At 72.5% G+C, this 24,764-nt stretch carries 18 protein-coding genes; 9 read left to right on the forward strand and 9 right to left on the reverse strand.

Annotated features, from left to right (window positions below):
- The first annotated feature begins 403 nt into the window (after nucleotides 1–403).
- From AB0G59_RS21380 to AB0G59_RS21410, 7 genes are all read left to right on the forward strand, one after another.
- Nucleotides 404–1,492: a TauD/TfdA family dioxygenase gene (locus tag AB0G59_RS21380; protein ID WP_360913817.1), complete on the forward strand. Its 1,089-nt coding sequence runs from the start codon at nucleotides 404–406 to the stop codon at nucleotides 1,490–1,492.
- Nucleotides 1,489–2,514, forward strand: a complete 1,026-nt coding sequence (locus tag AB0G59_RS21385; protein WP_360913819.1) for an ornithine cyclodeaminase family protein — start codon at nucleotides 1,489–1,491, stop codon at nucleotides 2,512–2,514. Before AB0G59_RS21380 ends, AB0G59_RS21385 begins: the two co-directional genes overlap by 4 nt.
- Nucleotides 2,505–3,878: a Y4yA family PLP-dependent enzyme gene (locus tag AB0G59_RS21390; RefSeq protein WP_360913821.1), complete on the forward strand. Its 1,374-nt coding sequence runs from the start codon at nucleotides 2,505–2,507 to the stop codon at nucleotides 3,876–3,878. Before AB0G59_RS21385 ends, AB0G59_RS21390 begins: the two co-directional genes overlap by 10 nt.
- A 43-nt stretch (nucleotides 3,879–3,921) precedes the next feature.
- On the forward strand, nucleotides 3,922–4,947 hold the full coding sequence (locus AB0G59_RS21395) for a cysteine synthase family protein (protein ID WP_360913823.1): 1,026 nt from the start codon (nucleotides 3,922–3,924) through the stop codon (nucleotides 4,945–4,947).
- Nucleotides 4,947–6,350 carry an MATE family efflux transporter gene (locus tag AB0G59_RS21400; RefSeq protein WP_360913825.1) on the forward strand — a complete coding sequence of 468 codons (1,404 nt, stop codon included), beginning with the start codon at nucleotides 4,947–4,949 and terminating at the stop codon, nucleotides 6,348–6,350. Before AB0G59_RS21395 ends, AB0G59_RS21400 begins: the two co-directional genes overlap by 1 nt.
- Before the next feature lie 78 nt (nucleotides 6,351–6,428).
- Nucleotides 6,429–7,364, forward strand: a complete 936-nt coding sequence (locus AB0G59_RS21405; RefSeq protein WP_360913827.1) for a hypothetical protein — start codon at nucleotides 6,429–6,431, stop codon at nucleotides 7,362–7,364.
- A gap of 54 nt (nucleotides 7,365–7,418) precedes the next feature.
- Entirely contained in the window at nucleotides 7,419–7,910 is a 492-nt protein-coding gene (locus AB0G59_RS21410) for a DUF6328 family protein (RefSeq protein WP_360913829.1), read from the forward strand.
- Between the two features lie 29 nt (nucleotides 7,911–7,939).
- On the opposite strand, the gene AB0G59_RS21415 is transcribed toward AB0G59_RS21410, so the two are convergent.
- From AB0G59_RS21415 to AB0G59_RS21425, 3 genes are all read right to left on the reverse strand, one after another.
- Nucleotides 7,940–8,374: a hypothetical protein gene (locus tag AB0G59_RS21415; RefSeq protein ID WP_360913831.1), complete on the reverse strand. Its 435-nt coding sequence runs from the start codon at nucleotides 8,372–8,374 to the stop codon at nucleotides 7,940–7,942.
- 297 nt (nucleotides 8,375–8,671) lie between these two features.
- Nucleotides 8,672–9,295, reverse strand: coding sequence for a PAS domain-containing protein (locus AB0G59_RS21420; RefSeq protein ID WP_360913919.1), 624 nt, complete (start codon nucleotides 9,293–9,295; stop codon nucleotides 8,672–8,674).
- 369 nt (nucleotides 9,296–9,664) lie between these two features.
- On the reverse strand, nucleotides 9,665–10,699 hold the full coding sequence (locus AB0G59_RS21425) for a GDP-mannose 4,6-dehydratase (protein WP_360913833.1): 1,035 nt from the start codon (nucleotides 10,697–10,699) through the stop codon (nucleotides 9,665–9,667).
- Nucleotides 10,700–10,905: 206 nt separating this feature from the next.
- On the opposite strand from AB0G59_RS21425, the gene AB0G59_RS21430 reads away from it, so the two are divergent.
- Both AB0G59_RS21430 and AB0G59_RS21435 read left to right on the forward strand, forming a co-directional pair.
- Nucleotides 10,906–12,648 (forward strand): ABC transporter ATP-binding protein, encoded by a 1,743-nt coding sequence (locus AB0G59_RS21430; RefSeq protein ID WP_360913835.1) that lies wholly within the window; start codon nucleotides 10,906–10,908, stop codon nucleotides 12,646–12,648.
- Nucleotides 12,645–14,534 carry an ABC transporter ATP-binding protein gene (locus tag AB0G59_RS21435; protein ID WP_360913837.1) on the forward strand — a complete coding sequence of 630 codons (1,890 nt, stop codon included), beginning with the start codon at nucleotides 12,645–12,647 and terminating at the stop codon, nucleotides 14,532–14,534. The genes AB0G59_RS21430 and AB0G59_RS21435 overlap by 4 nt, the downstream gene beginning before the upstream one ends.
- 18 nt (nucleotides 14,535–14,552) lie before the next feature.
- Here AB0G59_RS21435 and AB0G59_RS21440 read toward each other — a convergent pair whose 3' ends face one another.
- From AB0G59_RS21440 to AB0G59_RS21465, 6 genes are all read right to left on the reverse strand, one after another.
- On the reverse strand, nucleotides 14,553–17,111 hold the full coding sequence (locus AB0G59_RS21440) for an ATP-binding protein (RefSeq protein WP_360913839.1): 2,559 nt from the start codon (nucleotides 17,109–17,111) through the stop codon (nucleotides 14,553–14,555).
- Between the two features lie 172 nt (nucleotides 17,112–17,283).
- Nucleotides 17,284–19,788, reverse strand: coding sequence for an acyl-CoA reductase (locus tag AB0G59_RS21445; RefSeq protein WP_360913841.1), 2,505 nt, complete (start codon nucleotides 19,786–19,788; stop codon nucleotides 17,284–17,286).
- Nucleotides 19,788–20,945: an acyl-protein synthase gene (locus tag AB0G59_RS21450; RefSeq protein ID WP_360913843.1), complete on the reverse strand. Its 1,158-nt coding sequence runs from the start codon at nucleotides 20,943–20,945 to the stop codon at nucleotides 19,788–19,790. Before AB0G59_RS21450 ends, AB0G59_RS21445 begins: the two co-directional genes overlap by 1 nt.
- A complete protein-coding gene (locus AB0G59_RS21455) occupies nucleotides 20,942–22,084 on the reverse strand; it encodes a GNAT family N-acetyltransferase (protein WP_360913845.1) in 1,143 nt (380 codons plus the stop codon). Before AB0G59_RS21455 ends, AB0G59_RS21450 begins: the two co-directional genes overlap by 4 nt.
- Nucleotides 22,081–23,388 (reverse strand): MFS transporter, encoded by a 1,308-nt coding sequence (locus AB0G59_RS21460; protein WP_360913847.1) that lies wholly within the window; start codon nucleotides 23,386–23,388, stop codon nucleotides 22,081–22,083. Before AB0G59_RS21460 ends, AB0G59_RS21455 begins: the two co-directional genes overlap by 4 nt.
- On the reverse strand, nucleotides 23,385–24,656 hold the full coding sequence (locus AB0G59_RS21465) for an AMP-binding protein (RefSeq protein WP_360913849.1): 1,272 nt from the start codon (nucleotides 24,654–24,656) through the stop codon (nucleotides 23,385–23,387). The genes AB0G59_RS21460 and AB0G59_RS21465 overlap by 4 nt, the downstream gene beginning before the upstream one ends.
- Nucleotides 24,657–24,764 lie beyond the last annotated feature (108 nt).

Here is a 24,764-nt window from a genome sequence, read left to right on the forward strand (position 1 = left end):
AGTGGGGTCACTTAGGTTTGCCTACCCTGCTTTCGCTCACCTCCGCAAGCATCCGGACAGGATGTACGCATATCCGCGCAATACAAAACAGCACCACCCGGGCGGAGTTGGCGAATCGGAAGTAAGGGACGACCGATCGGTAAGGTTTGCCTTACCTAATTCCGGTGGTACGTTATTGGCCAGCCGCCCATGTCGGCCGAGTCCCCTCTTGCACTGTCGGCTCAGGGCTCAACCATGCAGCCCCATGAGCCCCTTTGCCCTCTCGCCTTCTCCACTTCGCGCTTCGGGCCGTGCGCGCTCCGGATGCTCATCTGACGCTCCATCAGCAACCGCACGCGACCCGGGGATCCGCACCACCCGCAAGACACCCGTTACGCCCCTCAACGAAACGGATGACTTCGCCATGTCCACGGGAGCCGCCCCCCTCCGCCAGCTCGACTCCGCCGCGGCCGGTGAACTGCGCCGGACCGCCGAAGAGGTCCTGACCGCCTCGGGAACCTCCGCCGCCTCGCCCGAAGTCCTGCGCCACGTGGCCCGCGCCGCCATGGGCCTCAGCGACGGCGTCCGCCACCACTGCCGTCCCGTCGACACCGCCGAGGGACTGTTCGTCCTGAGCGGACTTCAGATCGACGACGCGGCGATCGGCCCCACGCCGGCCGACTGGGCCACGGCGGACGACAGCGCCGCGGTCCATGACGTCGCCCTCCTGCTGCTGGCCACCCTCATGGGCAACCCCATCGCCTGGGAAGGACAGCAGGACGGGCGGTTCGTCCACAACATCGTCCCGTCGCCCGGCCACGAGCAGGCCCAGACCGGATCCAGCAGCACGGTGCTGCTCAGCCCGCACACCGAGGACGCCTTCCACCCGGGCCGCGCCCACGTGCTGATGCTCGGCTGCATGCGCAACCACGACAAGGTCGCCACCACGGCCGCCAGCATCCGCGAAGTGCGCCTGACGCGGGCCGACATCGCCGAACTCTCACGTCCCGCCCTGCCGATCCTCCCCGACGACACCTACTTCCAGACCCACGGCCTCGTCTGGCAGCCCCAGCCCGTGCCCACCGTGTGGGCGGGCGAGGCCGGCCTCACCCTGCGCTTCGACCCGGCCTACACCCCGCTGGAGGAGGCCTCCCCCGGCTACCGCGCGGCCTACGCCCGACTGGAGCGCGAACTCACCCGCGTCTCCCGGGCGGTGACCCTCGCCCCGGGAGAAGTGCTGGTCGTCGACAACGACCTGGTCGTGCACGGACGCGTCCCGTTCCAGGCCCGCTACGACGGCACCGACCGCTGGCTCAAGCGCGCCTCCGTGCGCATCCCCGGGCGCCGCACCCGCCCACCGGCCGAAACCGGCGAGCACGGCTACGGGCAGAAGGCCGTCGAGGCCTACTCCCCCTTCCCCAGCGCCGGCCGCCCCGGCCCCGCCCGCCGCCGCACCGAGCGTTCGGCGCACCTGACCACGGCGTCCCGCCTCTCCAGCGAGGAACTGATATGACCCACACCGCCCCGCCCCCCGCCGCCCCCCGCACACCCGCCGACGGCACCGCCGTACGCGCCCTGTCCACCAGCGACCTGGCCGGTATCGAGATATCCCTGGCCGACGTCGTCGAGACGGTCGAGAACGCCTACCGCACCCTCGCCGCGGGCCTGTCCGACAACCCCCGCAAACTGACCGTCAAACCGCGCGACGGCCACTCCGTCTCGTACGCCATGCTCGGCCGCGACGGCTCCCGCGACGTCGTCGCCATCAAGACCTCGTACAAGCACGGCCTGGACAAGGGGCGCGAGGAGCAGCACTACTACACCGCCCTCACCCTCTACGACGACGTCACCGGCCTGCCCGTGGCGATGATGGACTGCGGCCGCATCGGCTCCCTGCGCACCCCGGCCGTCTCCGCCCTGCTGGCCCGCGAGTGCGCCGCCCCCGGAGCCCGCAGCGCGCTGGTGATCGGCACCGGCACGCAAGGACGGCTGGCGCTGCCGTTCCTGCTGACCACCCTGCCGGAACTGGACCGGCTGATGCTCTTCGGCACCCACCGGGAGGGAATCGCTGCCGTACGGGACCGGCTGCGGGCCCACTTCCCCGGCCGCGACGTGGAGGTCGTCACCGACGTGCGGGCCGCCGCCGCGGAGGCCGACGTCATCGTGGCCACCGCCGGCCCCCACACCCCCGCCGCCGTCGAGGCCGACGTGCTCAGGCCCGGCGCGCTGGCGATCCTCGTCGGCCACGGCCTCGCCCCCTCCACCCTCCACCGCGCCGACCGCGTCGTGGCCACCAGCGAGGCCCAGATGAACGTCACCGGCACCGACATGGCCGACGCCGACGGCCGGCTCCCCGCCGTCGACACCGAGTTCCCGCCGGTCCTCGCCGGCACCGCGGCCGGCCGCACCACCCCGCACGAGCGCGTCTTCGCCTACAACAGCGGCCTGGTCGTCACCGACATCGCCCTCGGCCACCGCTTCGCCCAGCTCGCCATCGAGCAGGGCCTGGGAACGCGGGTGCCACTGTGGCAGTGACCGGCGCTCCCCCGCCCACCCTCCCGGCGTATGCCGACCCCCGGACAGACGCCGTGCTCGACAGCGGGCTGCTCCACGAGCTGGCCCACGCCTTCGGCGGCCCCTTCCACTTCCTGCTCCCGCAGCGCTTCGACGCCAACCTCGCCGCCTTCCGCGCGGCGCTGGCCGACGCCGGGGTGAACGGACAGGTGTACTACGCGAAGAAGGCCAACAAGGCGGCCGTCTGGATGGAGCGCTGCGCCGCCGGCGGGGCCGGGGCCGACGTCGCCAGTTCCGGCGAACTCCGCGAGGCCCTGGGCCACGGAGTGCGCGGCGAGGACATCGTGGTCACCGGCCCGGCCAAGCACGAGGAACTGCTGCGCGTCGCGGTCCTGCAGGGCGCCCTGATCTCGGTCGACTCCCTCGACGAACTCGACCGCCTCCTCGCCCTGGCCCGGACGGGCACGGTCCGCCCGGCCCGGCTGCTGCTGCGCCGGCTCCCCCCGGCGCAGCCGCACAGCCGCTTCGGCATGACCGCACCCGAGCTCCAAGCGGCACTGACGAGGTGCGTACGGGCCGGCGACGCCGTCCGGATGGAGGGATTCTGCTTCCACCTCTGCGGCTACGCCGTCCAGCCGCGCGCCGACCTCGCCGGACACCTCGTCGACCTCTGCCTCAAGGCCCGCGCCGCGGGACTGCGGGCCGACCGGATCGGCATCGGCGGCGGTTTCGCCGTCGACTACGCGGCGGCCGGCGACTGGCACGCCTTCCTCGCGGCCCAGCACCCCGGCCACTACCACGCCCGCAAGACCTTCTCGGCCGCCGATTTCTACCCGTACCACTCACCGGTCGCCGGAGCCGGCGCCCTCCGCGCTGTCCTGGCGGCCGTTCCCACGGGCGGCCGGGACCGTCTCGGCGACCGGCTCCGGGGGACCGGGACCCTCCTGCTGCTGGAGCCCGGCCGCGCGCTGCTGGACCGGGCCGGCGCCTCCGTCTTCCGCGTCCGGGGCGTCAAGGACCGCGACAGCTACGCCATCCTCACCGTCGACGGGACGAGCCTGAGCGTGTCGGAGCAGTGGTTCAACAGCGAATACCTCCCCGACCCCGTGCTGGTCACCCCGGCCGGCCGCGCCCGGGGCCGGGGCGTCCACCCCGCGTGCGTAGGGGGTGCGTCCTGCCTGGAGACGGACCTGCTCACCTGGCGCAAGATCCCCTTCCCCGCCCGCCCCGCGCCGGGCGACCTGCTGGTCTACCCCAACACGGCGGGCTACCAGATGGACTCCAACGAGTCCCCGTTCCACGAACTGCCGCTGCCGCCCAAGGTCGTCGTGGAACCCCGTGAAGGCCGGCCGCGCTGGCGCCTGGACCGCCACTCCGCCCGCTGACCCCTTCTCCCCGCCGCTTCCCGCCTGTCACAGGAGCCCTCCCATGTACGAGGCACTGACGCGCCCCGCCGTGGTCTCCCGCATCTCCGACCTCATCGGCCGCACCCCGCTGTTCGAGCTGTGCCGCACCGGCAACGGCAGCCGTCTGCTCCTGAAGCTGGAGATGTACAACCCCACCGGCAGCGCGAAGATCCGCATGGCGCGCCAGATGGTCCTCGACGCCGAGGACCGCGGCGCGCTGCGCCCCGGCGGCCGCATCATCGAGTCCACCTCCGGCAACACCGGCCTCGGCCTGGCCGTCATCGCCGCCGAGCGCGGCTACGCCTTCACCGCCGTCGTCGACCACCACGCCTGCGCCGACAAGCTGCGCGTCATGCGGGCGCTGGGCACCGAACTCGTCCACGTCGCCGACGACGGCACCGGGGAGCTCGCCACGGCCGCCCGCGAGGAACTCGCCGAGGACATGGCCCACGGCCGGGACAACACCTTCTTCACCGAGCAGCACAACAACCCCAGCAACGGCGTCGGCTACCACCTCCTCGCCCATGAACTCCACCAGGCCCTCGGCGCAGGCCTCGACATCCTCATCGCCGCCGTCGGCACCGGCGGCGCGCTGTGCGGCACCGCACGGGAGCTGCGCAGGCTCGTCCCCGGTGTGCGGACCATCGGCGTCGAGCCCAAGGGGTCGATCGCCTTCGGCGGCCCCGCCCACGACTACTACCAGTCCGGCACCGGCACCCCCGAAGGCGCCACGATCGGCGCGCTGGTCGACTTCGACCTGATCGACGAGGGCGTGAAGGTCGGCGACGTCGAGGCGTTCGCCACCGCCCGCGCCGTCGCCCGTACGGGCCTGCTCATCGGCGGGTCCGCGGGCGGCGTCGTATACGAGGCGCTGACGCGCTTGCCGTCGCTGCCGCCTGCGACCACGATGGTCGCGCTCGTCAACGACGGCGGCGAGAAGTACCTGGACACCGTCTTCGACGACGACTGGATGACCGCCCGGAACTTGCTCGACCCCGCCGTGGAGCGCGAGGTCGACGAGACCCTCTCCAAGCTCCGCACGATCTGATGCCCATCCCGCAGCCGACCGCCCTCCTGCGCGACAGCCGCGCGCTGGCTGTCCTCGCCGTCCCCCTCGTCCTCATCCAGCTCGCCCAGGTGGCCCTGACCACCACCGACACGGTGATGATGGGCCTGCTGGGCACCCGGGACCTGGCGGCGGGCGGCCTGGCCATCGTCATCTTCAACCAGCTCCGCACCATGGGCGTCGGCCTCGTCACCTCCGTGGGCAACCGCATCGCGGCGGCCGCCGCCCGGGCCGAGCTCGCGGACCACGCCGCCGCGCAGGCCGACGAGGAGGTCCGCCGGATCGTCCGCGCGAGCATGGCGGTGGCCACGCTCGCCGGCCTGGCCGGGGCCGTCCTCATGCTCCTCATCGGCCAGAGCCTCACCCGGCTCGGCCAGGAGGCCGCCGTCGCCGCCCGCGCGCAGACGATGCTGCTGGCGCTGGCCCCCGGCCTGCTGCCGTGCCTGTGGTTCCAGGCGGTCCGCCAGTTCACCGTCGGCATGCGCCGCCCCCAGGCCCTGCTGCGGATCACCCTCGCCTCCGTCGCGGTCAACGCCGGCCTCAACTGGCTGCTGATCCACGGCACCTGGGGCCTGCCCGAGCTGGGCCTGCCCGGCATCGGCGTGGCCACCTCGGCGGTCCACCTCCTCTCCTTCCTCGCCCTGTACGCCTCGGCGAAGAGGGACCGGGTCCTCGCCCCGCTGCTCGGCCTCGACGTCCTCAGGGCCGACCGCGCCACGATGCGCGAGCTGCTGCGCCTGGGCGTGCCCATCGCCGCCACCTACGGTTCGGAAGCCGGATTCTTCTCCGTCACGGCCCTGATGGCCGGCTCCTTCGGCAGCGCGGCCCTGGCCGCCCACACCGCCGTCAACCAGCTCGTCTACATCGTCTTCCAGGTCGCCGTCGGCCTCTCCCACGCCGCCTCCATCAACGTCAGCCGCGAGCTCGCCCTCGGCCGTATCGACGCCGCCCGGCGCATCAAGAACACGGCCCTGGCCTGCGCCGCCGTCGTCATGACCACCGTCGCCGCGGTGTACGTCACCCTGCCCGGCCTCGTGCTGCGCCCGTTCTTCGACGCCGGCGGCACCGGCGACGCCCGGGCCGTGGACATCGCGACGCGGCTGCTGCTGGTCATCGCCGTGCTCCAGTTCTTCGACTGCGCCCAGAACATCGGCGTCGGCCTCCTGCGCGGCCTCGACGACACCCGGAGCGGCTTCCGCATCACCCTCGTCGGCTACTGGGCCGTCGGACTGCCCGCCGCCGGGCTCCTGGGCTACGGCGCGGGCCTCGACACCCTCGGCATCTGGCTGGGCCTGCTCACCGGCCTCGCCACCACCGCGATCCTGCTCCTGCGCCGCTACGGCGCCGGCCTGCGCGCCCACCCCGCGGGCCAGGTCGCCCTCTAGGCGGCTCAATTGGGCACTGTGCCGCCCGCCCGCTCCCCCACATGATGAGACGTGCCTCGCCGCACGGAAGAGCCGCGAGTGCAGAACGTGCCGGGAGAGCTGGGAGAGCCGGGAGGTTCGATGATGCACCGCTCGATGTCCCGCCGTACCGCCCTGAGATCCGCCGTGGGCACCGCCCTCGCCGCCGGGGGACTCACCCTGGGCGGCACGGTGCCCGCGGCCGCCGCGGCGCGCGCCGCGGGCGCCCCCGCCACCGCGGCAGGTGGCGTCTTCCGCGATGTCCGCGACTTCCACGGCAGCTGGGAAGGGGCGTACGACGGGCGCAGGGCCCATCTGACGATCGCCGTGGCGCAGGAGCCGCCCGCCATGCTCGCCACCGTCTACTTCACCTTCACCGACCTGGACCGGGACGAGACGTACACCGGCAGCCGCCGGAACGTCCCCCCGGGCACCCGGGCCATCGCCGCCATCACGCTGGGCGGCCCCGCCCTCCTGTCCTGGCCCACCCTCCTCATCCACACCCGGGACACCGACATCCTGTCCGGCACCGCCGATCCGGGCGGGCGCCGGCATCCGATGGTGTTCTACCGCTCCACCGCGGCCCCCTCCCGCGTGCACAACAGGCCGTTCCGGGGCTTCGACGACTGGTGCGGGCTCCCCGTGGGACAGGGCCGCTACCTCGGCAGCCTCGACGGGCGCGGCGCGCGGCTGGACGTCGACTGCTCGTACGCGGGCAGCGAGCGCCGGATGACGTTCCGGCTCGGCGACCTCGAGCGGCGGATCGAGTGGTACGCCCGGCTGACCGAGTCCGAGGTCCGGCGCTGGAGCCACGACCGGCAGCGCAACCCGCTGGCGGGGGTGTGGATGAAGCCGTACTGGGAGCGGCGGGAGCCGCTGTGGATCGACTCCCTGTACTGGCACGGCCACAACGCGGCCTATGTGACGGGCGAGAGCACCCGGCAGGGCGGCCCCTGCGGCATGTCCTTCATCCGCCGGACGCCCTTGCCCGGTTAGCCTCGGAGCCCGGTAGGCGCGTCCGTACCGGGCGGACGTGAAGGACGGGACGGTATGGCGTCGGGCAAGGCACTGCGCGAAGGCCGGGACGAATCGCCCGAGGAGCGGGCCGACCGGCGCTGGAACGAGCTGCTGCAGGAGGTGCGGGTCGCCCAGACCGGCGTCCAGATCCTCTTCGGTTTCCTGCTGACCGTCGTGTTCACGCCGCAGTTCCCGATGCTGGGGTCGACGGACAAGGCGATCTATGTGGTCACCGTGCTCCTCGGCGCCGCCACCACCGGTGCCCTCGTGGGTCCCGTCTCCTTCCACCGGCTCGTCACCGGGCACCGGCTGAAGCCCCAGACCGTCACCTGGGCGTCGCGCCTGACGCTGCTGGGAGTGGTGCTGCTGCTGGCGACCGTGGCCTCGGCCCTCACCCTCATCCTGCGCATCGCCATGCGCAACGCGGCCGTGCCGTGGGTGGTGGGCGGGCTCGTCACCTGGCTCGTGCTGTGCTGGTTCGGCCTGCCGCTGTGGGCCCGCCACCGTTACGCGGCCAAGGGCTGACGGGCCCTCGGGTCCCCCGTCCGGTCGCCTCAGCCGCCGGCGGGGGCCTCGACCTCCTTGATGTCGGATATGAGCTTGCTGCTCGTGTCCGACTGGACGCTCAGGTGGGTGTACGTGGGCTTCTTCTCGTCACCCCACGTGAGCCTCACCCGCGTCCAGGTGTGCCCGGCCCCGCTGTTGTCGTACGTGACCCGCCAGGCCCGCGGGGCGTTCTGGGCCAGGAAGACCCCGTCGGCGTCGTTGCCGCGCTCCCAGGCCGCCAGGCGGTCGCGGAACTCCCCGGTGAGGAAGTGCGACCGCAGGGCGTCGGCCAGGACCGTGTCGGGCGTGCCGCTGCGGGCGTCGACGTAGGCGCCGTAGAAGGCGGCCACGCGGTCCGTCGCCGAGGACGGGCTCCCCTCGTGCACCGGGGGGACGGTCGCGTCCGGTCCTTCGGACGCGGTGGACGTGGTACGGGTTCGCATGGGTAACCCCCATCGCCGTGTGCCGCGGACGGCACGGGCTTCGCTGCTTCACCGTGTACAGCGGGCAGGTTCCCGGAAGAGTTCCTTCCGAACCCCCGTGCCGCGGGGGATCTTCCGCAGGGCGGTGGACCGGCACCGCGGCGGGGTGTGCCGCGCGGCCGCCCCGTATCGGGTCCACGGGCCGTTCATTTTCCCGGCCGACGATTCCGCTTGCCGATGGGTTCTTGAATTCCGATCGAGCCGGTGGAGCGGCACATAAAGTCTAGGTGTTTCCCTGGACTCCGTCGCGGTCGATGACTACTTGATGAATTCTTCGACGACCTTCGGCGGCCACATGCCGACCTTGAGCACGCCCATGGAGTAGGCACGGGAGACCAGGGCGGCGCGATTGGGGACTTTCAGTTTCCGGAGCAGGCCGGTGACGTGGTATTCGACGCCCTGCCGGCTGAGGTAAAGGCGTGAGGCGAGGGGGATGGTGGAGATGCCGGCGGCTATGCCCTCGAGGATGCGGGCGTCGATCTCGGTGAGGATCTTCTTGCGGTTGGTGACGACGCCGGCCTCTTCGGCGGTTGCCTGGGTCGGCGGCATCATGACGAGGATCGCGGCGTCGCCGGGGGTGCCGCCGCGCACCGAGACGGCCGTCAGGGTACTGGAGAACGCCGAGTCCTCGCGGGACTCCTCCTGCCGCAGGGCGACCACGTGCGTGGCGAACCGCTGGCGCCTGCCCTCGACGAGGCCGGAGAACTGCCGCAGCAGCGGCTGCTGGACGCTGGGGTGCACCAGCTCCTGGAACCTGCGTCCGCAGACGTCCTCGGAGGTGGCTCCGAACTGGCGGAAGAACTCATGGTTCGCCTGCCGGATCGTCAGAGCGGGGTCCAGGTATGCCATACACATGCCCGGCTGCTCGAACTGCGGACGCATGCCGGCCTGGTCATCTGCAAGTACGGAAGTGGCCACGAGACTGCCAACCTTTCGGATCCCGCTAAACGTTCGGAACCGCGCGCTAGTAATGCGTCAAGAATTGCGATTTCCGGGCCTCGAACCGAATGGCCCGGTTTCTGACCAACTGATTGGAACAGTAGATAGTTCCGCGGAGGCGAGTCAACGACATCCCGACCCGACGCGGCTAAACCTGCGGTTTGCCCTTCCGGATGGTTCGGTTGACCGGCCTTGCGGTTTCGGTACTTCGGTTCGGTCGGGTTCGGACCAGTCGGAGGGGGCGGGAACACGCCAGTGGCCCGGCCGGGAAATCCCCGGCCGGGCCACTGGTACGGCTGCTGGCGTGCCGTCCTACCAGCTGGCGGCGAGCAGCAGGTCGCCGTACTGGTGCTCACGGGACGCCTGCTCCAGGTCGGACTCCACCATCATGCGCATCAGTTGCGGGAAGTCGACGGTCGGTTCCCAGCCGAGTTCGGTCCGTACACGACGGGTGTCGGCGCACAGGACCTCCACCTCGGCGGGGCGGACGAGGGCCGGATCGATGACGACGTAGTCCGTCCAGTCCAGGCCCACGCACTCGAAGGCGTAGCGGACCGCGTCGCGCACCGAGTGCATCTGCCCGGTGCCCACGACGTAGTCGGTCGGCTCGTCCTGCTGGAGCATGAGGTGCATGGCGCGTACGTAGTCGCCGGCGAAGCCCCAGTCGCGCACGGCGTCGAGGTTTCCGAGGTCCAGCCGCTTCTGGTAGCCGAGCTTGATGCGGGCGGCGGCCAGCGAGATCTTGCGGGTCACGAACTCGGCGCCGCGCCGGGGGGACTCGTGGTTGAAGAGCATCCCGGACACCGCGTACATGCCGAAGGACTCACGGTAGTTGCGGGTGATGTAGTGCCCGTAGGTCTTCGCGACGCCGTAGGGGCTGCGCGGGTGGAACAGGGTGGTCTCGCTCTGCGGGGTCTCGGCCGCCTTGCCGAACATCTCGGAGGAGGACGCCTGGTAGAAGCGGATCTGACCGGCGGTGCCCGCGTTGCGGGAGCCGTTGAGCCCGCTCACCATGCGGATGGCCTCGAGCATCCGCAGGACGCCCATGCCGTTGACCTCGGTGACCAGTTCGGACTGCTGCCATGACATGGGCACGAAGGAGATCGCGCCGAGGTTGTAGACCTCGTCGGGCTGTACCGTGTCCACGGCGGACACGAGGCTCGCCTGGTCCATGAGGTCGCCGTCGACGAAGGACAGGTCGGAGACAAGGCGGCTGACGCGCGACTTCCTCGGATTCGCCTGCCCCCTGATCAGCCCCCAGACCTGGTACCCCTGCGACAACAGGTGTTCGGCAAGATAAGAACCGTCCTGTCCGGTGATACCAGTGATCAGTGCGCGCTTGGACATCCCATCGCCTTCCCTTCCTCTACCACGGACCGACCGCCCTCCGCTGTCCGGCCGATATTGCGAACGCACGCTCGCAGTCGGCTCGGAACGATGTCAACAAAATCCTGATAGACTAGGGAATTTGCGGATTTCGTGGCCGGTTCCGGTCGGTGGCAGCCGGGGAACACTAGGGATTCCCCAGCCCGTTGTGCGCTGGACTCGTCAGCGTGCTGATCAGACTGCTGCGTGCCCGTCTACGGCCCTACGGCCGCGCCGTCGCTCTTCTTCTCGCCCTGCAACTGGTGCAGATCATGGGCGTGTTGGTGCTGCCGACCCTGGGCGCGGCGGTGATCGACAACGGCGTGCTCAAGGCCGACGCCGGCTACGTCCGCGGCGTCGGCGCCTTCATGCTCGCCGTGGCGCTCGCGCAGGTGGCCGCCGCGATCGGCGCGGCGCTGCTGGCGTCCCGTACGGCGATGGGCCTGGGGCGGGACCTGCGCTCCGCGGTCTTCCGCCGGGTCCTGGACTTCTCGGCCCGCGAGCTGGGCCGCTTCGGCACCCCGTCGCTGATCACCCGGACCGTCAACGACGTGCAGCAGGTGCAGACGCTGGTCCTGCAGGCGCTCGGCGTCGCGGTGGCGGCGCCGGTGCTGTGCGTGGGCAGCGTGGTGCTGGCGCTGTCCCAGGATGTGCCGCTGTCGCTGCTGCTGGTGGCCCTCGTCGTGGTGATCTCGGCCGTCTTCGGGGTCGGGCTGAGCCGGATGGGCCCCTGGTACGACCGGATGCAGTCGCGGGTGGACCGCGTCAACCAGCTGCTGCGCGAGCAGATCACCGGGGTCCGCGTGGTGCGGGCCTTCGTCCGGGAGGCGCACGAGCGCGAGCGGTTCGCCCGCACCAACGCCGAGCTCGCGGCCCTGTCCCTGCGCGTGGCCCGGCTCATGGCCCTGCTGTTCCCGGTGATGACGCTGGTGATGAACGCGTTCATCGTGTTCCTGCTCTGGTTCGGCGGCCACCGCGTCGACGACGGCAGCATGCGGCTGGGCGCCCTGACCGCCTTCCTCGGCTATCTGGGCCTGATCGTGATGTCGGTCGTCCTGCTGACGCTGGTGTTCGTGGCCGCGCCGCGCGCGAAGACCTCGGCGCAGCGCATCCAGGAGGTGCTCGGGACCGAGCCGTCCGTCGTGGCGCCGCGGGAGCCCGTCGCTGCCCCGGTCCCCGGCGCGGCCGGCCATCTGGAGCTGCGGGCCGTGGAGTTCCGCTATCCCGGGGCGGAGGAGCCCGTGCTGAGCGACGTCGACCTGACGGCCCGGCCGGGCCAGACGGTCGCCATCCTGGGCAGCACCGGCAGCGGCAAGACGACGCTGCTGAACCTGGTCCTGCGGCAGTTCGACGCCACGGGGGGCACGGTGCTCGTCGACGGCGTCGACGTCCGCTCCTACGATCCCGGCGCGCTCTCCCGCGCGGTGGGCTTCGTACCGCAGAAGCCCCTGCTGTTCTCCGGCACCGTCGCGAGCAATCTGCGCTTCGGCGATCCGGACGCCACCGACGAGGAGCTGTGGCAGGCCCTGGAGACGGCCCAGGCCCGCGACTTCGTCGAGCGGATGCCGCAGGGCCTGGAGTCCGTCGTCGCCCAAGGCGGCACGAACCTCTCGGGCGGCCAGCGCCAGCGCCTGGCCATCGCGCGCACGCTGCTGCGCAAACCCGGCATCTACCTCTTCGACGACTGCCTCTCGGCGCTCGACTACACCACGGACGCCGCGCTGCGGGCCGCCCTCGCGCCCGAGGTCGCGGGGGCGACGGTCGTCGTGGTCGCCCAGCGGATCAGCACGGTCCGGGACGCCGACCGCATCGTGGTGCTCGACGCGGGCCGCGTCGTCGCCGCGGGGACCCACGCGGAACTCATGCGCGACAGCCTCACCTACCGGGAGATCGCGCTCTCGCAGCTCACCGAAGAGGAGGCCGCGGCATGACATCCGCGCGAGAGAAGCCCCACGGCACCGTCACCCGGCTGCTGGGGCTCCTGCGGCCCCACCGGGCGCTGGTGGCCCTGCTGCTGGCGCTGGGCATCGCCGGCGTCACCCTGGCCGCGTTCGGGCCGGTGCTCATGGGCAAGGCCACGGACCTGGTCTTCGCGGGCGTCGTCGGCAAGCGGCTGCCCGCCGGGACGTCCCCGCAGGAGGCGATCGAGCAACTGCGCGCGGACGGCCAGGGCTCCCTCGCCAAGGTCTTCAGCACGGTCGACGTGCACCCCGGCCGCGGCATCGACTTCGCCGCCCTGGAGCACGTCCTGCTGGTCCTGCTCGCCCTGTACCTGGCGGCGTCCCTGTTCACCCTCCTGCAGGGACGGCTGGCAACGCTCGTCATCAACAGGGTCGTCCTCGACCTGCGCGAGAAGGTGGCGGACAAGCTCGCGCGGCTGCCGATCGGCTACTTCGACCGGAATCCGGCGGGCGAGCTGCTGAGCCGGGTCACGAACGACGTCGACAACCTCCAGCAGACCCTTCAGCAGGCCCTCTCCCAGCTGATCACCTCGGTGTTCTCCTTCCTGGCGCTGCTGGCCATGATGTTCGTGATCTCGCCGCTGCTGGCGCTGGTGATGCTGGCGAGCGTGCCGGTGTCGGTGGTGCTGGTGTCCGTGATCGCCAAGCGCGCCCAGCCGCGGTACGCCGAGCAGTGGGCCGCCACCGGCACGCTCAGCGGGCACGTCGAGGAGATGTACAGCGGGCACGCCCTGGTCAAGGGCTTCGGCCGGCGCGAGCTGGCGGAGCGCGCCTTCGACGAGCACAACGACGCCGTGTACCGGGCGGGCGCCAAGGCGCAGTTCGCCTCCGGCACGATCGAGCCGTCGATGATGTTCATCGGCAACCTCGGCTACATCGTGGTGTCCGTGGTCGGTGCGCTGCGCGTCGTGAGCGGCTCGCTGTCGATCGGCGACGTGCAGGCCTTCGTCATGTACGCCCGCCAGTTCAACCAGCCGATCGTCGAGGCGGGCACCGTCGCCGGCCAGCTGCAGTCGGCGATCGCCTCGGCCGACCGGGTGTTCGCGCTGCTCGACGCGGACGAGCAGGGGCCGGACCCGGACCGCCCGGAGCGGCCCGCGCGCATCGAGGGCCGGGTGGAGTTCGAGGGCGTGGGATTCCGCTACTCCCCCGGCACTCCGCTGATCGAGGACCTGTCGCTCACCGTGGAACCTGGGCAGACAGTGGCGATCGTCGGGCCGACCGGTGCGGGCAAGACCACCCTGGGCAATCTCCTCATGCGGTTCTACGAGCCCGGCGAGGGCCGCGTGCTGCTGGACGGCACGGACATCACCCGCATGCGGCGCGACGAACTGCGCGGGCACATCGGGCTCGTGCTCCAGGACAGCTGGCTGTTCGGCGGCACGATCGCCGAGAACATCGCCTACGGGTCCCCGCTGGCGACGCGGGAGGAGATCGTGGCCGCCGCCCGCGCCACCTGCGTCGACCGGTTCGTACGGACCCTGCCCGAGGGCTACGACACCGTGCTGGACGAGGAGTCGTCCGGGGTGAGCGCCGGCGAGAAGCAGCTGATCACGATCGCCAGGGCGTTCCTGGCGGGGCCGGCGATCCTGGTGCTGGACGAGGCGACGAGCTCCGTCGACACCCGTACCGAGCTGCTCATCCAGCGCGCCCTGACCTCCCTGCGCGCCGGCCGCACCAGCTTCGTCATCGCCCACCGGCTCTCCACCATCCGCGACGCCGACGTCATCGTGGTGATGGACGCCGGCCGGATCGTCGAACGCGGCACGCACGACGAGCTGATCGGCGCCGGCGGGACCTACGCCCGGATGTACGCCTCGCGCACGCAGCCGGGGGCGTCGGCCGTTCCCCGCTGAGCGGGGAACGGCCCCCTCTCACGCCGGCCCGTCCGCGGCCGGGGGCGGGGCGGCGGGCAGGGAGAGAACCATCGTCAGGCCGCCGCCGGGGGTCTCCTCGGGCACGAGCGTGCCGCCCATCGCCTCGGTCAGGCCGCGGGAGAGGGCCAGACCCAGACCGAGGCCGGTGGTGTTGTCGGTGTCGCCGAGCCGCTGGAACGGCGCGAAGGCCCGCTCGCGGTCGGCGGGCCGTATGCCGGGTCCCCGGTCGACGATCCGCAGCTCGACCCGGGCGGCCAGGGTGCTGGCGGCGACGGTGACCGGCCGGCCGGCCGGGGAGTGCCGGGTGGCGTTGGCCACCAGGTTGGCGACGACGCGCTCCAGCAGGGGCGGATCGGCCAGGACGCACGGCACGGCCTCCACGTCCTGGACGCGGACGCCCGAGGCGGGGGTGTCCGGCAGGCTGTCCAGGGCCTGGGGCAGCACCTCGGCGAGCGCGGTGGGCTGCAGGTGCAGGGTCAGGGCGCCCGCCTGGATGCGGCTCATGTCGAGGAGGTTGTCGACCAGCCGGCTGAGCTTGATCATCGACTCCTCGGCGGTGGCCAGGAGCTCCTCCTTGTCCTCCGCGGAGAAGTCCACGTCCCGGCTGCGCAGCGAGCTGATGGCCGCCCAGCCGCCGGCGAGCGGGGTGCGCAGGTCGTGGCTGACGGCGGCGAGCAGCGCGGTGCGCATGCGGTCGGCGGCGCGGACGGGTTCGATCTCGGCGGCGGCCTCGGCGAGCCGGGCGCGCTCCACGGCGGCCGTCAGATGGGCGGCGAAGGCGGTCAGGACGCGGCGTTCGGTGGCGGGCAGTGCGCGGCCGTGCAGCACCAGCTCGTCGTCCTCGCCGATGGGCACCCGGGTGACGGCGGGCGCCGGCGTCCCGTCGGCCGCGGCGGGCCCGTGGACCGGCTCCCTCTCGCGGGGGCGCAATTCGGCGGAGTCCATGCCGAAGGTCTGGCGGGTGCGCTCCAGCAGCACCGGGACGGCCTGCTCGCCGCGGAGGATGCCGCCGGCCAGCGAGGACAGGGTCTCGGCCTCGGCGGTGGCGTGCGCGGCGCTGCGGCCGAGCCGCAGCGAACGGTCGACGACGGCCGCGACGGTGACGGCGACGAGCGCGAAGACCAGGAGCGCGAGGACGTTGTTGGCCTCGGCGATGGTGAAGCGTCCCGCGGGCGGGATGAAGTAGTAGTTGAGCAGCAGCGAGGCGGTGACGGAGGCCAGCAGCGCGGAGACCACGCCGCCGATGCAGGCCACGCCGACGACGGCCGCGAGGAAGAGCAGCGCCTCACTGGTGAGGTTGAGGCTGAGGGCGTCGGCGACCGCTTGCCGGCGCAGCAGCAGGGTGAGCAGGACGGGCAGGAGGAGTCCGGCCACGGGCCCGCCGAGCCGCCGGGCCGGCGACAGTCCGCTGCCCGGCAGGGGCCGGCTCCGGCCGCGGCCGGCCCGCTCGTGGGTGACCATGTGGACGTCGATGTCGCCGGATTGCCCGACGACGGTCTCGCCGACGCCGCGCGCGTCGGCCAGGCGCCGGAGCCGGCCGCGGCGGCTGACGCCGACGACGAGCTGGGTGGCGTTCTCGGCGCGGGCGAACGCGAGGAGGGCGGCGGGCACGTGCTCGCCGACGACGGTGTGGTAGCTGCCGCCCATGCTCTCCACGAGCCGGCGCTGCCCGGCGAGTGCGGCGGGCGAGGCCCCGGCGAGCCCGTCGCTGCGGGCGACGTGCACGGCGAGCAGGTCACCGCCGGAGGAGCGGGCGGCGATGCGGGCGGCGCGGCGGATGAGCGTCTCGCCCTCGGGGCCGCCGGTCAGGGCGACGACGACGCGTTCGCGGGTCTCCCAGACGCCGCCTATGCCGTGCTCGGCGCGGTAGCGCTGCAGGGTCTCGTCGACGCGTTCGGCCACCCACAGCAGGGCGAGTTCGCGCAGGGCGGTGAGGTTGCCGACGCGGAAGTAGTGCGAGAGCGCCGCGTCGATCTTCTCGGGCGCGAAGATGTTGCCGTGGGCCATGCGGCGGCGCAGTGCCTCGGGGGCCATGTCGACGAGTTCGATCTGGTGGGCGCGGCGGACGACCTCGTCGGGCACGGTCTCGCGCTGCGGCACGCCGGTGATCTTCTCGACGACGTCGTTGAGGGACTCCAGGTGCTGGATGTTGACGGTGGTGATGACGTCGATGCCGGCGGCGAGGAGTTCCTCGACGTCCTGCCAGCGCTTGGGGTGGGCGGCACCGGGGGCGTTGGTGTGGGCCAGCTCGTCGATGAGGGCCACTTCGGGTCGGCGTGCCCGTACGGCGTCGAGGTCGAGCTCGGCGCTGTCGCCGGCGGGGTGCGCACGGCGGGCGCGGGGCACGACCTCCAGGCCGTCGAGCATCTCCTCGGTGTGCGGGCGGTGGTGGCACTCGGCGAGGGCGACGACGACGTCGGTGCCGCGCAGGGCGCGCCGCCATCCCTCGTCCAGCATGCGGTAGGTCTTGCCGACTCCGGGGGCCGCGCCGAGGTAGACCTTCAGTCTGCCGGGACGGGTGCCCGGCGTGTCAGGCGGATCGCCGGCCTGGGCCATGGGTGTTCCTTATGTCAGGGGCGGCGGCGCGCCGCCCGGCGGTGTGAGGGGTTCCCTGACCCATCGTCACCGCGCGGCGGCCGGTTGGCCGCCCGGCGGCCCGACGTTGACGCGTTCCTGACTTCGGGACGGCAGGTGGGGCGGGCATGCCGCCCCACCTGCGTCAACGGCATCAGCCGTGCCGGGTGTCCACGACCGCCCGCAGCTTGCCGCTGGTGGCCGTGCGGTCGAACGCGGCGCCGTCCACGGCCTCCACGTCGAGGTCCAGGAGCCGGTCGTCGACGGCCGACCGCAGCTCCTCGTAGCCCGCGAGGAAGGCCGTCCGCAGCTCCTGCGGCTGTGCGGTGCCGGTGCGCTCGACGCGGACGGTGAGCCGTTCGCGGCGGTCGGTGCGGGTGAGCACCACCTGGAGCTCGCCGCTGTAGCCGCGGTCCTGCTCGGCGATGGCCACGAAGCGCCGGTAGTTGAGGAAGTACGACGCCACGCGCATCACGTCGCCGCCCCGGCCGAGCAGCTCGAAGCGCGGCGACTTGTTGCCGCAGGGGCAGGGGCCGGGCAGGGCGCGGCCGAGGTCGCCGATGACGTACCGGCCCAGGTTCTGGCCGCGCCGGGCGTGGGTGGAGAACACCAGGCGGCCTGTCTCGCCGGGCGTCACCGGCCGGTCGGCGTCGGTGTGCAGGATCTCCATGGTGTGCAGGTCGGCGTGCAGGTGGTGGACACCGCCCGTGGACTCGGTGCACTGGTAGCCGAGGGGGCCGAGGTCGGTGCTTCCGTAGGTGATGGAGCGGACCGTCTCGATGCCGAAGTCCTCGGTCAGGACGCGGCGCTGCTCGGCGGTGAAGTGCTCCCCGCCGTAGAAGATCTTGCGGATGCCGCCGTAGGAGCGCAGCAGGTCCGCCTGGTCGTGGAGGAGCTGCCACAGGTAGGAGGGCATGCCGAAGAGGGTGTCCACCTCGTGGGTGACGAGCATCTCGGCGGTGACCCGGTGGTCGGGGCCGGCCGCCATCGGCATCTGGGTGCCGCCCAGCCGCTCCAGGATGGAGAAGAAGCTGATGAAGCCGCCGTACATGCCGCCGCAGAAGAAGAGGTTGGCGGTGCGGTCGCGCGCCGGGTCGTAGCCGGCGGCGAGCAGGCCGCGGGCGGCGGCGCGCATCTGGGTGTCGTAGTCGTCGTAGGTGAACAGGGACAGGGCGGGCCTGCCGGTGCTGCCGCCGCTGCGGAAGTACAGCTCCGCGTCGCGCGGGTCGACGCCGTCGTTGAGCTTCTGGACGGCGGCCTTGTCGAGGAGCGGCCCGGTGGGGGGCGGGAAGGCGGCCGGCCGGGTCAGGTCGTCGAGGCAGGCGGTGGTGGCGAAGCGCTCGTCGGTCTGGACGGCCACGCGGCGGCTGTAGCGCTGCAGGGCGTAGACGCCGTCGTGCGGCTCGCCGGAGTAGCCGCCCAGCATCCGGCCGAGCGGCGTGACGCGGGTGGCGCCGGAGGCCAGGGCGAGGCGGGAGAGTTCGGCGATGTCGGTGCGGCTGCCGGCGATGCCGGCGGTCTGCAGGTAGCGGCGCATGGGGCGCAGGGTGGCGAGGAGCCTCTTGCGGGGCAGCGGCTTGACCCACACGCTGCGGTGCAGCGGGGAGGCGGTCAGGGCGGGCCGGGTGTCGGCCATGACCCGCCAGGAGCCGTCGGGCGCGGCGATGACGCGGGTCAGGCCCAGGTGCTCCTCGAGGCGGGCGATGAGCTCGGTGGTGCTGAGCTCGGCCTCCTCGGCGGGGCTCAGCGCGTCCTCGCGGGCGGCGGGCACGGCGGCGAGGACGGCGGCGAAGCGCTCCGCGAAGGCGAAGACCTCCGCGTGGTCCTCGGTGTCGAGGTAGACGACCTGGGGGCTGGAGCACGCCTGCTGTTCGTGCAGGCAGACGTCGGCGGCCAGGGCGGTCAGGGCGGCCTCGTCCTGCCAGGCGTCGCGGGTCAGGTAGGCGAAGGAGATCTTGTGGCCCCACTCCACCAGGCGGCAGCCCGGCGGCACATGGGCGGCCACGCCCTCGACGGCCGCTTCGCCGCCCCACACCGCGACGGCGTCGGCGGGGGCGCACATCATGCCCAGCCAGTCCTGCCGGGAGGAGGGGAAGCGCAGCACGATGACGCGCTCGGCGATGGCTCCCGTGGGGTCCAGGGCGGCGAGTTCGGCGAGCAGGCTCTGTGCGAGGAGGGTGTCGGAGCTGCTGGTCTTCAGGACGTTGACGTTCCCGGCCAGCAGGCCCTCGACGAGGCTCAGCGGCGCGACGGTGGCGGCGTTGCCCGGGGCGATGTGGGCGACCAGGCCGACCGGTGCCCACGCCTCGTAGACGCTCTCCTTGGCGTCGGGCCGGGTGAGCCGCTGGGGGGCGGTGCCGCCGAGCTCCCGGCGGAGCTTGCGGGTCAGTTCCGGCCGGCTGAGGAAGGCGGCCAGTTCGGTGAGGACGGCGCCGTCGTCGCCCTCGGGAAGGTGCTCGGCGAGGCGGGCCCGGGTGGGGTGCGAGGGGTCGAGCAGGGCGGCCGCGAGCCGTTCGCAGGCGGCCAGGACGGTCTCGGTGTCCAGGGGCTCGGCCAGCGCGGCCTCGACGGTGGCGGGCAGGGCCGCCAGGCGGCGGCCCGCCTCCTCGTCGTCGACGAACGCGCCCTGCCAGTAGTGGTGCTGCACGCTCTCGGTCATCACGACATGCCCTTCATCAGTTCGGCGGCGGCCACCGCGCAGCTCTTGTTGCGGCTCACTCCGGCGCGGCCGTGGAGGGTGAACCAGGGGGTGTCCAGCTCGCAGGGGCACTCCTCGCCGGGGTGCAGCGTGGCGAGGTCGCCCATGACGACGCTCTGCGCCGGTACGGAGGTGATGTAGGGCGAGACCAGGTGCAGGTAGCCCGTCTCGCCGTACGGCAGCGCTTCGAGGGTGCGGGTGGAGCGGATGAACACCCGGGAGTAGACGGGTGCGTGCAGGCGGTGGTGGGCGCACTCGATGTAGGGGATGCAGTGCTCGACCGAGCCGAAGGTGTCACGGATCCGCTCGGAGGGGACGCCGAGCTGTTCGGTGATGCGGCCGTAGAGCTCGTCCTTGCCGATCTGCTTGTCGGCGTTGCCCTTCCAGCCGCCGCCGAAGAGGATCAGGGAGCCCTCGGGCAGGGTCAGGGGCGGCAGCCCCATGGCGCGCATCCGCTCCAGGGCGAACCAGATGAACGCGGGGAAGCCCAGGATGCGTACGGGCGCGTCGTCCTCGGCGTAGCGGCGCAGGGCGGCGATGGTCCCGAAGGGGTCGAACTCGTGGCCGCCTCCGGTGTGGCGCAGCGCGTACTCGACGTTGCGTGCCGGGGCGAAGTCGCAGAGGTAGTTGTCGGTGAAGGAGGTGCCCAGCTTCAGGCCGGAGGCCGGCTGGTAGCTGGAGAGCAGGTAGTTGACCTGCTGGTCGGGGGTGATCCAGCCGTTGCGCTCGAAGATGCGGGCGACCATGCGCTGGGCGGAGCGGATGGTCCATTCGTCGAAGAACATCTGCGACTTCTGGCCGGTGGTGCCGGAGGAGGTCAGGTGCAGGTGGACGTCGTCGCGCGGGATGGAGAGCACTTCGTGGCGCTTGAAGAAGTTCGCGTGCACCAGGGGGGCGCGGAACGCCCCGGACTCCTCGGTGGCCTCGTGCAGGCTGCGGAAGAACGGGGAGCGTTCGCTGTGCCAGGCGTTGGTCTCGGCCATGGCCGCGGCGAACAGTTCGTCCTCGGCGGGGCCGCAGGCGTAGGGGTCGGTCAGGTCGCACAGTTCCTGGACCCGGGGCAGCAGCCGGGGGTCGGGGACGTCGACGGGAGCGAGGTGGGGGTTGGTCGGATTCATGAGGCAACCTCGAGTGTGGGCAGGTAGGTCGACGCCCAGGCCGACACGTAGGCGTCCAGGTAGGGCTGGAGCGGCTCGTCGACGACCACGCCGCGGAAGTCGATCTGCTCGGCGGTGCGGGACATCACGACGTAGTCGTGGAAGCCCTCACCGTCGGCCTCCGGGCGCATCGCCGGGTAGAGGGCGCTGGGGATGAAGCCCTGGGCGAGGAAGGCGGAGAGCATTCCGTGCTCGGAGAGCGGCAGCAGCGCCTCGACGTAGCCGGCGCCGGCCCGGGTCAGGGTCCGGGTGATCGCCTCCAGGCAGTCGGCGGCGACGGCGGGGGTGGGGTGCGCGGCGACCAGGGCGCAGTAGCGTCCGGTGCGGTTGAGGTAGGCGTACACCTCGAAGCGGTCGTCGTCGGGCACCAGGAGGGTGTTGGGGGTGTGCAGCGGGTAGAACCAGCGGTCGGCGTCGGGGAAGCGGTCGTGGAAGCGGCGGCGTACGAAGCCGGGCGCCTCGATCATCTCCAGCCGTGCGGTGGTCGTGTTCCCGGGCGTGGGCCGGGGCGGGGTGACGGCGGTGGCCGTGTAGTCGATGCCCAGGTTGCGCTCGACGGTGCGCAGGAGCGGCGCGAGCGGGGCGGGCACCTCGGGGACGGGGACGCGGCGGTTCAGGACCCCGGCGGAGTGACGCGCGTAGAGTGCGAGGCTCTCCCGGCTGTTGAGGGCCACGGCGTTGGGCAGGACGCCCAGCGGACGGAAGCCGTTGCGGGAGACCACGCGCTGCGGTCCGGCGCTGACGGTGCGGACGGTGGCGTACACCGAGTCCAGCCGCCCGGTGTCCAGCATCCGTGCGCACAGCTCCTCGGTCAGCGCCCCGGCCAGTCCGCCCGCCCGGTGGTCCGGGTGGACGGCGAGGCCCTCGAGCTTGCCGGTGCGGCTGCCGGCCTCGCTGCGGATGGCCGCCGACCCGGCCAGGTGGCCGGTGCGCGGGCAGCGGGCGACGAGCCAGAGGGAGTGCGGGTCCGCGATGAGGCGGGACATCTCGGCGGGGTCGGTGCCGAGCGCGACGGGGTAGTGCGGGCCGTAGACGGCGTAGTAGAGCTGACGCAGGTCGGCGATGTCGGCGGGGGTCGCCCGGTCGATGGTGGCGGTCATCGCTCTCCTCCGGCGGCCACGAGCGGGGACGGTTCGGCTGCGGCGGCGGGCGCGGGGGCGTCCGGCGCCGGCTCGCGCAGCAGCGCCAGCGCGCAGGCGGCGGGCACCAGGCCGGCGGCCTGGATCAGGCACAGGGTCTGCGCGGAGAGGTGGTCGCCGAGCAGGCCGAACAGCAGGGACGCGAGCGGGAAGGTGGCGCCGAGCACGGCCTGCATGACGGCGAAGAAGCCCGGCTTGTCGGCCGTGGGGACGAGCCGCTGGAACAGCGCCACGAAGCGGACCCCGATGACGCCGACGCACCAGCCGGCCACGACCAGACAGCCCGCGATGACGAACCGTCCGGTGAGGAGCCCGGCGACGGCGAACGCCGCGGACATGGCACCGAGCAGACAGGCGCCGAGGGCGGTGGGACGGCCGGGGACGCGGGCGCCGGTGAAGGAGCCGATCAGGGTGCCGACGCCCAGCGACGCCTCCAGCAGGGCGACGGTGGAGCCGCCGTCCTGCAGCACCGACTTGGTGTAGAGCGGGATGACGACGAAGACGGCGGTGGTGAAGAGGTTGGCCGCGGTGAAGCAGAGCAGGATGCGCCGGACGTACGGCAGGTCGGCGAGGATGCCGCGCAGCGTGCGCCGCTCCTCCTGGGTGGCTCCCTCATCCCCCTCGCCCGCCTCGGGGGACGGTGCGGCGGTGGTCCGGAACCTGACGGTGGTGATGAGCACCGCGGCCGTCAGATAGGCGGCGGCGCAGCCGACGGCCAGGCCCGCCACTCCGGCGGCGTCGACGATCAGGGCGCCCAGCAGCGCCCCGCCGAGGCTGGCGAGCGACTGGGTGGACAGCTCGAAGCCGGTGGCGGCCTCGATGTCCTCGTCGTCGACGAGCTCGGGTACGGAGGTGGTCAGGCAGGGGTCGAAGAAGGCCTGTCCGGCGGCGAGGGCCAGGGTGGCGGCGTAGGCGGCGGCGAGCGGCAGGTCGCTCGCGTACGCCCATACGGCCAGGGCCGCGGCGGCCGTGCCCGCGCCGGCGGCGGCCGCGCGCAGCACCGAGCGGTGCGCGAAGCGGGCGACGGTCCGGGCGACGACGGGGGCCAGGACGACGGCGGGCAGGGTGCTGACCGCCATGAACAGGCCCGAGGCCAGTCCGCGTCCGCCGCTGACGGCGTAGGCGATCAGCCACCAGGACACACCGACCTGGAACATGCGGACCGCGGCCTGGGTGAGGACCTGGCCGAGCCATACGGTGCCGAAGGCACGGTTGCGCAGGACGAGGGGCAGTCGGTGCCCCGCGTCCACCGGGGTGGCGGTCATGCGGTCGGCCTCTCGTCGATGACGCGTACGAGCTTGCCCGAGCGGGAGTTGACGACCAGGTCGCTGTGGCGGACCCACTCCACGGTCAGGGGGTGGACATATCCGGCGCGGACGCTGTCGGGGTACAGGGGCCGGGCGGTGCCGAGCTCCGTGACGACCGCCTTGGCGAGCACCTCGAGGGTGGCCGGGTCGTCGTCGCCGGGGGCGGTGGCCAGGCGCAGGACGAGTCCGTCGCGGCCGTCCCAGCGGCGTACGACGAGCTGGGTGCCCATGACGCGGCCGTCGGTGTCCGCCTCGGCGACGGCGGCGAGGGCGTCCTGGGAGTACAGCGACACGGGGCCGACACGCACGCCCTCCTCGGCCCGGCCGAGGATGCGGAAGTGCCCGGCTTCGGGGTCGGTCCACTCGGCGCGGTCGCCCGCGGGGTAGCGGATGACGGGCATGAGGCGGCGGTAGAGCTGGGTCACCAGGACGCGCCCGGGCCGCCCGGCCTCGTGGATGGGCTCGCCGGTGCTCTCGTCGACGATCTCGACGACGGTGTGCGGGGTGAAGGCGCGGTGCACCCGCGGGTCGGCGCCCGGTACGGGGGCGCCGAGCAGCCCGGCGTCGACGCTGGCGTAACCCAGGGAGCGCGGCTCGGCGTTGGGGAAGGCGGCGGCGAGCAGGCGTCGCTGGTCGTCGAAGAGCGCTTCGCCGCCGAAGAACAGCAACTCCACGGCGGGGAGCTGACGGCCCGTGGCCACCAGGTGCTCGGCGAGCCGGCACAGGGTGGTGGGGGTGCCCGCGACCACCTGGGCGGCGAAGTCCTCGAGCGTGGGGACCGTCGTCTCCAGCGGCGCGGCGCCGCCGATGGGCAGCCGTACGTTGTCGACGGGGGCGTGGGCGAGGGAGTCGAGGATGAAGAGGAAGCTGGCGTAGAGCTCACCGGCGTAGAACAGGTCCGCCACCCGGTGGCCGGGGCGTAGCCCCGCGTCGACGAGGCCCTGGCCGAAGGCGGTGACGAACTCCCGCCATTCCTCGCGGGTGTAGCAGGAGAACTTCGGCGCTCCGGTGGTGCCGCCGGTCTTGTAGACGACCGCCTCACCGAGCGGGGCCGTCAGGACCCGGTTGTCGTGGAGCGTGTTCGCCTGCCAGAAGGCGCTCTGGTCGACGACGGGGAGGTCGCCGAGGCGATCGGTGCCGGGCGGCAGATCGGCGTAGAGCGCGGAGTAAAAGGGAGAGTTATGACGGGCATAACGTATGAGGTCCGATAGCGGATGAACGGACATGCGGCCTTTGCCTAGGTGATACGGGACAGAGCTGAGGACTTTGCGGCACGGCGATGCGTGGCGGCGAAGGGGGTTCGCTCGCCATGTGCCTGTGCTGGGTGTTCCGCG

Origin of the sequence: Streptomyces sp. NPDC021096 (genome assembly GCF_040641275.1) — a bacterium.
Lineage (GTDB): Bacteria > Actinomycetota > Actinomycetes > Streptomycetales > Streptomycetaceae > Streptomyces.

Bases quoted from the DNA above. Each gene is read 5' to 3' on its own strand.
- AB0G59_RS21380 (WP_360913817.1), top strand. From the start codon at position 404: ATGTCCACGGGAGCCGCCCCCCTCCGCCAGCTCGACTCCGCCGCGGCC.
- AB0G59_RS21385 (WP_360913819.1), top strand. From the start codon at position 1,489: ATGACCCACACCGCCCCGCCCCCCGCCGCCCCCCGCACACCCGCCGAC.
- AB0G59_RS21395 (WP_360913823.1), top strand. From the start codon at position 3,922: ATGTACGAGGCACTGACGCGCCCCGCCGTGGTCTCCCGCATCTCCGAC.
- AB0G59_RS21400 (WP_360913825.1), top strand. From the start codon at position 4,947: ATGCCCATCCCGCAGCCGACCGCCCTCCTGCGCGACAGCCGCGCGCTG.
- AB0G59_RS21410 (WP_360913829.1), top strand. From the start codon at position 7,419: ATGGCGTCGGGCAAGGCACTGCGCGAAGGCCGGGACGAATCGCCCGAG.
- AB0G59_RS21415 (WP_360913831.1), bottom strand. From the start codon at position 8,374: ATGCGAACCCGTACCACGTCCACCGCGTCCGAAGGACCGGACGCGACC.
- AB0G59_RS21420 (WP_360913919.1), bottom strand. From the start codon at position 9,295: ATGCGTCCGCAGTTCGAGCAGCCGGGCATGTGTATGGCATACCTGGAC.
- AB0G59_RS21425 (WP_360913833.1), bottom strand. From the start codon at position 10,699: ATGTCCAAGCGCGCACTGATCACTGGTATCACCGGACAGGACGGTTCT.
- AB0G59_RS21435 (WP_360913837.1), top strand. From the start codon at position 12,645: ATGACATCCGCGCGAGAGAAGCCCCACGGCACCGTCACCCGGCTGCTG.
- AB0G59_RS21440 (WP_360913839.1), bottom strand. From the start codon at position 17,111: ATGGCCCAGGCCGGCGATCCGCCTGACACGCCGGGCACCCGTCCCGGC.
- AB0G59_RS21445 (WP_360913841.1), bottom strand. From the start codon at position 19,788: ATGACCGAGAGCGTGCAGCACCACTACTGGCAGGGCGCGTTCGTCGAC.
- AB0G59_RS21450 (WP_360913843.1), bottom strand. From the start codon at position 20,945: ATGAATCCGACCAACCCCCACCTCGCTCCCGTCGACGTCCCCGACCCC.
- AB0G59_RS21455 (WP_360913845.1), bottom strand. From the start codon at position 22,084: ATGACCGCCACCATCGACCGGGCGACCCCCGCCGACATCGCCGACCTG.
- AB0G59_RS21460 (WP_360913847.1), bottom strand. From the start codon at position 23,388: ATGACCGCCACCCCGGTGGACGCGGGGCACCGACTGCCCCTCGTCCTG.
- AB0G59_RS21465 (WP_360913849.1), bottom strand. From the start codon at position 24,656: ATGTCCGTTCATCCGCTATCGGACCTCATACGTTATGCCCGTCATAAC.